Source organism: Streptomyces tricolor (assembly GCF_002155905.1).
In the GTDB taxonomy this organism is placed as follows: Bacteria; Actinomycetota; Actinomycetes; order Streptomycetales; family Streptomycetaceae; genus Streptomyces; species Streptomyces tricolor.
In genome coordinates, this window is sequence record NZ_MUMF01000769.1 from 1 (window position 1) to 6,364 (window position 6,364).

4 protein-coding genes and 2 pseudogenes are annotated in these 6,364 nt (G+C 72.6%); 1 reads left to right on the top strand and 5 read right to left on the bottom strand.

Translation table 11 applies throughout. From position 1 onward, the window contains the following. Nucleotides 1–1,284: pectate lyase family protein (locus tag CCN44_RS39155; protein WP_086703809.1), on the bottom strand; the 1,284-nt coding region annotated here is incomplete at its 3' end. A 100-nt stretch (nucleotides 1,285–1,384) separates the two neighbouring features. On the opposite strand from CCN44_RS39155, the gene CCN44_RS39160 reads away from it, so the two are divergent. Beyond that, entirely contained in the window at nucleotides 1,385–2,098 is a 714-nt protein-coding gene (locus tag CCN44_RS39160) for a CDP-alcohol phosphatidyltransferase family protein (RefSeq protein WP_086703812.1), read from the top strand. On the opposite strand, the pseudogene CCN44_RS39165 reads toward CCN44_RS39160, so the two are convergent. From CCN44_RS39165 to CCN44_RS39180, 4 genes and pseudogenes are all read right to left on the bottom strand, one after another. Beyond that, nucleotides 2,099–2,536: pseudogene (locus tag CCN44_RS39165) on the bottom strand (adenylyltransferase/cytidyltransferase family protein); the annotation flags it as partial. Next, nucleotides 2,533–4,086 carry a hypothetical protein gene (locus tag CCN44_RS39170; protein WP_086703816.1) on the bottom strand — a complete coding sequence of 518 codons (1,554 nt, stop codon included), beginning with the start codon at nucleotides 4,084–4,086 and terminating at the stop codon, nucleotides 2,533–2,535. The gene CCN44_RS39170 and the pseudogene CCN44_RS39165, both read right to left, overlap by 4 nt. Before the next feature lie 87 nt (nucleotides 4,087–4,173). Further along, the gene (locus CCN44_RS39175) at nucleotides 4,174–5,703 is read right to left on the bottom strand and encodes a lipopolysaccharide biosynthesis protein (protein WP_086703825.1); all 1,530 of its coding nucleotides are present in this window, start codon (nucleotides 5,701–5,703) and stop codon (nucleotides 4,174–4,176) included. Further along, nucleotides 5,700–6,364: pseudogene (locus CCN44_RS39180) on the bottom strand (CpsD/CapB family tyrosine-protein kinase); the annotation flags it as partial. The pseudogene CCN44_RS39180 and the gene CCN44_RS39175, both read right to left, overlap by 4 nt.

Sequence of the window (6,364 nt, forward strand, 5' to 3'; positions counted from 1 at the left end):
GGGGGAGGCCGGTCCGGACGCGCCGCTCGGGGTGCCGGCGTCGATGCAGTGGACGAACTGGACGAAGGGGGCCCGGCTCGTTCCGGAGGTGACCGCGAAGTCGCGTGCCGCATGACTGCGGAGCAGGCACATGTCGTAGCGGGCGACGACCGGGAGCGGGTCCGCGGAGGCCGGCCGGTACGTGTGGCGGCCCACCAGCTGGCAGGAGTCGTAGCGGATCAGCGGCCCGCGCGGGCCCACGGTGTAGCGGTGCGGGCGGACTTCGGCGGAGAAGTCCTTGTGGGCGAAGGCGGTGTCGTCGCAGTCGCTGAAGTGGACCGTGCCGCTGTCCCAGACGCAGTCGATGACGACCACGTCGGGGTTGCGCACCTCGAAGCGGATGTCCTGGGCGTGGAACCGCTGCACGGAGTCGTGGTGCCGGTTGACGGGGAAACGGAAGAAGGTGCTGGTGGTGCCGTACTCCGGCGTGCTCTGCGGACGCCTGTCGGTGATGATGTACGAGCCGCCCCGGCAGGCGATGGAACCGCCGTAGGGGAACTCCAGGAAGTTCCCCCACTCGTACTCGACCTTCATGTCGGTGAACCAGTAGTTGAGGAACTGGTCCTGGTCGTTCGGCTCCTGCTGTCCCGCCCGGGTCAGCCCCGAGTACAGGAACGCCCTGCGGTACCGGCCGCCGACCCGGCACGCCTCCCACCGCATCTCCGAGTTGGTGTCCGTGCCGCTCAGGGCGAGCCCGTACTCCCACTCCCCCATCCACTCGCACTCGGAGAACCGGTAGTCCTGCGCCTGCCCGGTCGAGTACGAGTCGAAGAAGGAGGCGCCCGGTGTGGCCGAGCGGAACTGCATGCGTTCGAAGGAGAGGTTCGACCACACGTCCTGGTTCCGGCACAGATAGGAGTTCGGGCCGGTGCCGGGGCGGAACACGAGGCTGGTCATGCGCCTGCCCGCGCCGGAGAACCGCAGGCCGCTCGCGGGCCGCGGCGGGGCGACACCGTTCAGCAGGGCGTGCGGGCGGGTGATGAGGAACTCTCCGGCGGGAATCTCGATCACCACGCGGCCGACCCCGTCGGAGACGCGGGCGGCGGCGAACGCGTAGGCGATCTCGAAGGCTCCGCTGTCGTCGGTCCGCCCGTCGCCCACCGCCCCCAGGTCGGCCACGTTGACCACGGTCTCCGGATTGTCCGAGGAGCGCGCGGCGGCGAGCGCGCTGCGGCCGGGCAGGGCCGCCCCGGCCAGCACCGAGGCGCCGCCACGCAGAAGATGCCGACGGCTGACACGGGACACCGATCCACCCCATTCTGGCATAATCGCCTTCTTTCCAGCGTTTCCAGCGCTTTAAGGCGCTTTACAGCGCTTTCCACCGCTTTCCTCATCAAGGAGGGAAATGACCGGGTTCATCGAGACGCTCAGGTACATGACGGCGGCGCAGAAGCCCGCGAAGGGTGTGTCGGTCTACACCCTGTTCGTCAACCGTCCGGCGGGCCGTGTCCTGGCCGCGCTGGCCTACCGCGCCGGGGCGACCCCCAATCAGCTGACCGTGCTCGGCGCGCTCTTCACCTTCCCCGCCCTGGCCGCCGTGGCCTTGGTGCGGCCCGGTCCGGGGCTTGCGGTCTGCGTCTGTGCGGCGCTGGCCGTGGGGTTCGCCCTCGACGCGGCGGACGGTCAGCTCGCCCGCACCCAGCGCTCGGGAAGTCCGTCCGGCGAGTGGCTGGACCACGTGCTGGACTGCGTCAAGCTCGTCACGGTGCACCTGGTCGTGCTGGTGTCGTTCTACCGTTTCTTCTCACTGCCCAGCCCCGCCTTCCTGCTCGCACCGATGCTGTTCGAACTGGCGGCCGTGGTGATCTTCTTCGCGGGGATCCTGACGGAGCAGCTCAAGCGGCGCACCACGGCACCGGCGGCACCGGCGGCACCGGCGGAATCCGCCCCGGCGCTGCGGTCCGTGCTGCTCCTTCCGGTCGACTACGGCGTGACCTGCCTCGGCTTCCTATTCCTGGGCAGTCAGCACGTCTTCCTTTCCGTCTACTGCACATTGCTGCTGGCCCACCTCGTGTTCATGGCCGCCTTCCTGGTCAAGTGGTTCCGGGAGCTGCGCTGAGGGGATCTCCAGCCGCTCGGGCCGGGAGAGCAGTTCCAGGGAACCCCGCAGCAGGGTGCTGGAGGTGTGCATCGTGTAGGGGAAGTAGACGACCTCGACGCCGACCTCGGCGAAACGCCGCTCCAGCGACTCCCACTTGGGCGTTCCCCGCCAGTCGTCGCCCTTGAAGATGACGTGGAAGCCGATCTGCTTCCACATCTCCAGCTTGTCCTCCTCCGACTCGACGACGGCCAGGTCGACGCAGCGCAGGCTGCCGACGATCTCCAGGCGCTCGGTGAGCGGGACGACCGGCGGTCTGCCCTTGAGGCGCTCGACCAGGTCGTCCGAGGTGACGCCCGCGATGAGGCGGTCACAGTGCCGGCGCGCCTGGCGCAGGATGTTGAGGTGCCCGATGTGGAACAGGTCGTAGACGCCGGGCGCGAATCCGATGCGGGTCATTTGGCCGACTCACCCGCCGTCCATGCCGTCGTCCCCCCGGGCACGGCCACCCGCAACGGCGGGGACTTCGGCGAGGTGTTCACGCCGTCCGTGACCTCGATCCGGTACTGGTGGCGGGTGCCGGCGTCCACGGAGTCGGTGTAGCTCATCCACGGGCGGTTCCAGTAGGTGGACGACCGCTCCTGCCGGGAGACGAGCCGGCCGTCCCGGTAGAGGCGATAGGTGAGCGCCGCGTCGTCCCGGTCCCACGAGGCCTTCCAGCGGAGGGTGACGTGTCCGGGTTCCGCGGCCGAGAGGGAGAGGGCGGGAACCGCCGGCGCCCCGGTGTCGGGGCCGGTCCCGAAGCGGGTGAGGCCCTGCTGGGGCGCGCCGTTGACCCGGGTGAACTCGCCGCCCACCCAGAGGATGCCCCGGGCGACCGCCAGCGCACGGGGTCCCACCCGCTCCCCCCTGCCCTCGTCGGTGTCGGGGAACCAGTGCAGGATCCTGCGGTCGCGAGGCGACTGGGCCAGCAGGTGCTGCCGGTCCTGCCGCTCGGGGAAGCCGCCCGGTGTCCCGGCGCAGTCGTGTGCGTGCGAGGCACTGTAGAGGACGCCCTGATAGGGCAGCACGGCCTGGGTGGCACCGTGGCAGTCGTCCTTCCACACCATGCGGTGGTCGTCGAGACGGCCCGCGATACGGCCGTCGAAGATGCCCTCGCCGTGGCCTTCGGCCGCCACGTAGAAGCGGGTGTCGTCCTGTGCGATCGACTTCACCACCGACCCGGGCGGCAGCCAGTCCGGGAAGGAGCGCACGGTCGCGCCGCTGGTGGCGTCCAGGGCGACCAGCGCGTGGGCCCACCGGTCGTTGACCGTCTCGAAGTCGCCGCCGACGTAGATCCTTTGGCGCGAGGGAACCGCCGACAGCGCGCGCACCGGGGCGTCGACGCGCGCCCGGAAGTCCAGCAGCGTGCCTTGGGGGGTGAAGGCGGCGACGTGCTGCCTGGTCCGGCCGTCGACCCGGCGGAAGTCACCGCCGAGATAGACCCGCCGGTCCGTGGTGTCGATGGCCCGGACGGTCGCCGACACCGCCGGCCGGAAGTCCCGCCGCAGGGAGCAGTCGGCCGTGTTCAGGGCGACGGCGCTGGCCACGCCGGTGGATCCGACCCGGCTGAAGGAACCGCCCACGTACAGCACCCGGCCGTCCGGCGAGGTCTTGAGCGCACGGACGGTTCCCTCGCCTCCGGTGAACGACGGCGCGCACGGCAGCAGGGCGCCGGTCACCGCGTCGAACGCGGCGAAGTTGCGGCGCGGTACCTCGCGGTCGCCGGGTTCCGCGCCCGACGGCCGTACCGAGTCAAAGGTCCCGCCGACGTAGACGACACCGTGCGCGGCGGCCAGCGACCAGACGATGCCGTTCGTCTGCCATGTGGTCAGCGGGTCGGCGGTGAACGCCGGCCGGGGACCGTCGTCGGCCGCGGCGAGCGCGGGATGGAGCAGGGCGGCGGAGCACAGGACGGTGGCGGCGACAGCCCTGGTGGCCGCCCTCGACGGGAGCTTTCTCAGGCGCAATGGACACCCCGGATGACAGTGGTGTGGGCGACACGCGGGGAATGACACGGGGCCTGCCGAACCCGGGCCGTACGCCCCTGCCTGGGCTCACGCGGCGCGACGGCGCAGAACTCCGACCAGCTCATTCACTCCCAGCGGCCTGCGATACCACCACAAACTAGTACCAAATACACACATTCCCAACGTCATCCCGGCGGCGAGTCCTGACAGCGTGTCACCTCCCAGGACGCGGACGGCGCCCAGCACCGTCGCCACGGCCAGTGCGGCACCGAGGGCGGTCGTGTAGCCGCGGTCCACGGTGGTGAAGCCGAGGCGCAGCCGGATGAGCAGGGCGGCCGAGAGGTTCTCCACGACGATGGCCGCGCCCCAGGACACGGCGGCACCGAGGACGCCCCACTTCGGCACCGTGAGCAGCCCGACCGTCAGCTGGACCGCGAACGCCGCGGCGGTGACGGCCAGATGCCAGGAGCTGCGGCCGGACATCAGGAGCACGGTCTGGGCGTTGCCGACCGCGACGTTGACCATGGCGGCCCCGCACAGCACGACCAGGGCGGGCGCGCCCTGGACGAACTCCGGGCCGAAGACCGACAGGACGGTCCGCGGGAAGCCGGCGAGGAGGACGAACAGCGGCCAGGAGAAGAGCACGACCCAGCAGGTCGAGACGCGGTGCAGCTGGCGCGCCTCGGCGACCTGGTCGACGGCGAGCAGCCGGCTGATCTGGGGTGCCACGGCGAGCCGGATGGCCAGTTGCAGCAGGGTGCCCGCGGTGACGACGCGGCCGATGGCGGTGTAGACGCCCGCCTCGGCGCCGGTGGCCAGCGCGGACAGCAGGACGACGCCGATCCAGACCGCGCTGAAGTCGAACACGGACGAGATCGCGCGGGGTGCCGCGAAGCTCCAGAAGCCGCGCCAGGGAACGGCTCCGCGCGGGGCCGGACGCGCGGTGCCGCGGGCGGCGCGGCAGCGGCGCAGGGCCAGCCAGGCGACCACGGTGCCGGCCAGTGCGGGCAGCAGCCAGGCCGCGGCCAGGGCCAGCAGGCCGGGCGCGAAGCAGGCCACCGGGACGGCGACGGCCACCCGCAGCACGGGTTTGCCGATCTGCTCCACGCCGACGAACGGCAGCACGGTGCCGTGGCCCTGAGTGGCGCCGAGCAGGACCAGTCCGACGGTGGCGACGGGCAGGAACAGCCCGAAGAGCCGGACGAGGGTGACGGCGTCGGACGGCGGCAGGTGCGGCAGGAGCGTGGTGGCCACCGCGGGGCACAGCAGCAGCGGCAGGGCGGCCACCGTACTGGCCACGGCCGCGGGTACGACGGCCGCGCGCAGCAGAGCGCCCACCGACCGGCCGCGGCCCACGGCGATGTCGCGGGAGACGAACCGGACCAGCCCGGTGTCGGCACCGAGCTTGCAGGTGTTGCTGAGGATGGTGAACACGGCCACCCCGGTGAAGACCGCTCCGGCCCCCTGCGCTCCGACGGCGCGGGTGATCAGGCCGACGAAGACGAAGGCGAAGACGGCGTTGACCGCGGCGCCCGCCACCCCCCACCAGCCGCCGCGGGCGGCGGCGGCGACGCTCGGGGCGGCGGACCCGGGGGCGGTCGCTTCCGGGGCGGTCACCCGCGGGAGACCGTGAGCGTCTCGTCCTGCGCGGGCAGTTCCACGACCGGCGTGACGGGCTCCGCCTCCGGGCGGCGTCCGGGGCGGCGGCGCAGGAGGGCGCGGAGACGACCCCTCCGGCGGCCGGCGTCGAGCACGGCGCCGAGGAGGGTGGCGCCGGAGCAGTCGATCAGCTCGTGCGCCCGCTTGAGGTCGTCCCGCCGGGTGGTGTCGAGGCCGGCGACCAACAGGACGCCGTCGACGCGCTGGGCGACCGCGAGTGCGTCGGCGTGCTCCAGGAGCGGCCGGGTGACGACGACAGCGGCGCGGGAATCGGGTCCGGGCAGCAGCCGGTGGACGGCGGCGGACCCGCCCGGCTGGGCGGGCCCGCCGGTGCCGCCGCCGACGCAGCAGGCGAACCGCCCGGCGGCACCGGCGTCGACGAGGCGGCTCCCCTCCGGCAGGGAGGCCTCCTCGGGCGTGCGGGCGTCGTCCGGCAGCAGGGGCAGCCGGGTGGTGAGGGCGGGCGTGCCGGGGTCGGCGTCCACCAGCAACACCTCGTCCCCGCACTCCGCGAAGGCCGCGGCCAGGTTGACGGCGACCTCCTCGGTGGCGGCGCCGCGCCGGGGGGACACGACGAGGACCCGGCCGGCGCCGGCGGGCAGGCCGGTGCGGCGCAGGC

Bases quoted from the DNA above. Each gene is read 5' to 3' on its own strand.
- CCN44_RS39160 (WP_086703812.1), top strand. From the start codon at position 1,385: ATGACCGGGTTCATCGAGACGCTCAGGTACATGACGGCGGCGCAGAAG.